Below are 2,852 nucleotides of genomic sequence, written 5' to 3'. Positions count from 1 at the left end.
GAAATCGCCTTGCGCAACCGCTGTTTCAACGCCTCGCGCTCGTCCTGGTTGTCCGTACGGACCACGATCTTGGCAAATGACGGATCAGGCAGTTCCGGCCCCATAGCCATATAGAAGCGCGGCGCGCCCTGGCCGACGTAAGCCGTGACGATCCTGGCTTCGTCCTGCTCGGCCAGCCAGGCTTCCACCTTCGCCGTGGCGGCGCTGGTCTGGGCGATCGAGGTGCCGTAGGGCATCTGCACCTCGACCAGCACTTCGGGGCGGTCGGAGATCGGAAAGAACTGCTTCTTGACCAACCCCATGCCGAGTATGGCCACGACGAAAAGGCCAACCACTGCACCGGCGACCAGCCACTTGCGCGCGATGACGCGCTCCAGAAATTGACGGAAGCGGTTGTAGCGCGGCGTATCGTAGAGCGCGTCGTGGCTGCCTTCGACCTTTTCGAAGTCGGGCAGCAGCTTGACGCCGAAGTAGGGCGTGAAAACCACCGCCACCAGCCACGACGCAACCAGTGCGATGCCGACGATCCAGAACATGTTGCTGGTGTATTCGCCCGCCGTGGAGCGGGCGAAGCCATTGGGCATGAAGCCCACGGCCGTCACCAGCGTGCCCGACAGCATCGGCGCGGCGGTATGGCTCCAGGCATAGGCGGAAGCGGCGATGCGGCTGTAGCCTTCCTCCATCTTCACCACCATCATTTCGATGGCGATGATGGCGTCGTCCACCAACAGGCCCAGGGCCAGGATCAGGGAGCCCAGGGTGATGCGGTCGAAGTTCTTGCCGATCGCGGCCATCACCACGAAGACCACCGCCAGCGTCAGCGGCACGGCCGCGGCGACCACCACGCCTACACGCCAGCCCATGCTGATAAAGCTCACCAGCATGACCACCAGCAGCGCGACGAAGAACTTGACCATGAACTCATCGACCGCCGAGCTGATGTTGACGGCCTGATCCGTGACCTTGCTCAGGCTCATGCCCAGCGGCAGCTCGGCGTTTATCGCACGCACCTCGCTGTCCAGCGCCTTGCCCAGGTCGAGACCGTTCCAGCCTTCGCGCATGACGATGCCCAGCAGCAGGGCAGGTTCGCCGCCGTTGCGAATCATGAACGTAGCCGGGTCTTCATAGCCACGCTTGACAGCGGCGATGTCCGACAGCTTCAGCGTGCGGCCCTGCGCCACAATCGGCGTGTCGCGAATCTTCTGCAATTCGTCGAATGCGCCGTCCAGGCGAATGAACACCTGCGGTCCCTTGGTTTCCACGGAGCCAGCCGGCGTCAGGGCATTCTGGCTATTGAGCGCGGCGAACACCTCCTGCGGGCCGACGCCCAGCGTTGCCAGGCGTTCATGCGAGAACTCGACATAGATATGCTCGGACTGCTCGCCGACGATGTTGACCTTCTTCACGCCCGGCACGTGCAGCAGCCGTTGGCGTAGCATCTCCGCGTCGCGTACCAGCAAGCGCTGCGGTTCTCCCTTGGCTTTGAGCGCGAACAGGGCAAAGGTGACATCCGAGTATTCGTCGTTGACCATCGGCCCGATCACGCCAGACGGAAGATCCTTTGTCTCGTCGCCGACTTTCTTGCGGGCCTGGTAGAACTCTTCCTGCACTTCCGAAGGCGGTGTGCTGTCGAGCAACGTCAAGGTTGTGAAGGCCAAGCCGGGTCTTGTGTAGGTCTCGGTGCGGTCGTACCAGCGCAGCTCCTGCAGGCGCTTTTCGATCTTCTCGGCGACTTGGTCCTGCATTTCCTGTGCGGTGGCCCCGGGCCAGGCGGTAACGATGGTCATCACCTTGACCGTGAAAGCCGGGTCTTCCGCCCGACCCAACTTGAAGAAGGCAATGAGCCCGGCCAACGAGATCAGACAGACCAGGAACAAGGTGATGGAGCGCTCACGGACGGCGAGCGCGGACAGGTTGAAACGGCCTTCGCTCACGGGCGGACTCCCTCGGCCGTAGCGACGGCGGCTTGACCAGCCACCCGCACCTGCTGGCCATCGCGCAGCAGGTGCGCGCCGAGCGCGACTATCCGCTCGCCTTGCTTGAGCTGACCGGTGATGCGCGCACCCTCATCGTCCAGGTTCTGGACCGCGACCGGTTGCCAGTAGACTTTTGCCGGCTCGCCATGGATCACCCATACCCCTGGCCCCTTCCCTGCGTCGTACAGGGAGCCGATCGGCACCTGCAAGCCGCCTTGCACGGAGGAATGCCCATCCGGGATCTGGAGGGTGACCGTGGTGCCCAACGGCGCGTTGGCCAGTTCCCCTTCCAGCACATACCGCGCCTCGAAGGTGCGGGTCAGTCGGTCTGCGGCATCCGATAGCTGCCGGAGCTTGGTCGGAACGCTAACGTCCTCTTTACCGAAGAGCGTGGCCTGTGCGGCGGAACCGACCGCAGGGCGCAGGGTTTCCGGCAACTGGATAACCGCTTCACGGGGTCCGGCATGAGCCACGCGCACCACGACTTGTCCAGCGCTGACGACTTGGCCGGGTTCGACCAGCGTTTCCATGACGATGCCATCGGCATCGGCCACCAACTCGGCATAACGGGTCGCGTTGAGGGCAACTTCAGCCTGGGCCTCGGCCGCACTGAGCTGGGCCTTGGCGGCATCCGCCGCAGCCTTGACCTGATCGTAGGCCGAAGCCGATATCGCGCCGGTTCCGCGCAGGTTGCGGTAGCGGGCTTCATCCTCAGCCGTTTGCTGCGCCCGCGCTCGCGCAGCGGCGACCGCTTCGCGCTGCGCATGCGCGGCGAGCTTCAGATCGACGGGATCGATGCGCATGAGTGCCTGGCCGCGTTTGACAGTTTGCCCCGTATCCACAAGCCGCTCCAGCACCTTGCCGGAGACGCGAAAG

2 protein-coding genes are annotated in these 2,852 nt (G+C 64.0%); both read right to left on the bottom strand.

From position 1 onward, the window contains the following. Nucleotides 1-1,934 (bottom strand): efflux RND transporter permease subunit (locus ACYVD0_RS11535; protein WP_460426947.1); only part of this gene is annotated, 1,934 nt, incomplete at its 3' end. Further along, on the bottom strand, nt 1,931-2,852 hold a 922-nt coding region (locus ACYVD0_RS11530; RefSeq protein ID WP_460426946.1), incomplete at its 5' end, for an efflux RND transporter periplasmic adaptor subunit. The genes ACYVD0_RS11535 and ACYVD0_RS11530, both read right to left, overlap by 4 nt.

The organism is Azotobacter armeniacus (assembly GCF_054779355.1).
This window is presented reverse-complemented; position numbering and strand designations above follow the sequence as displayed.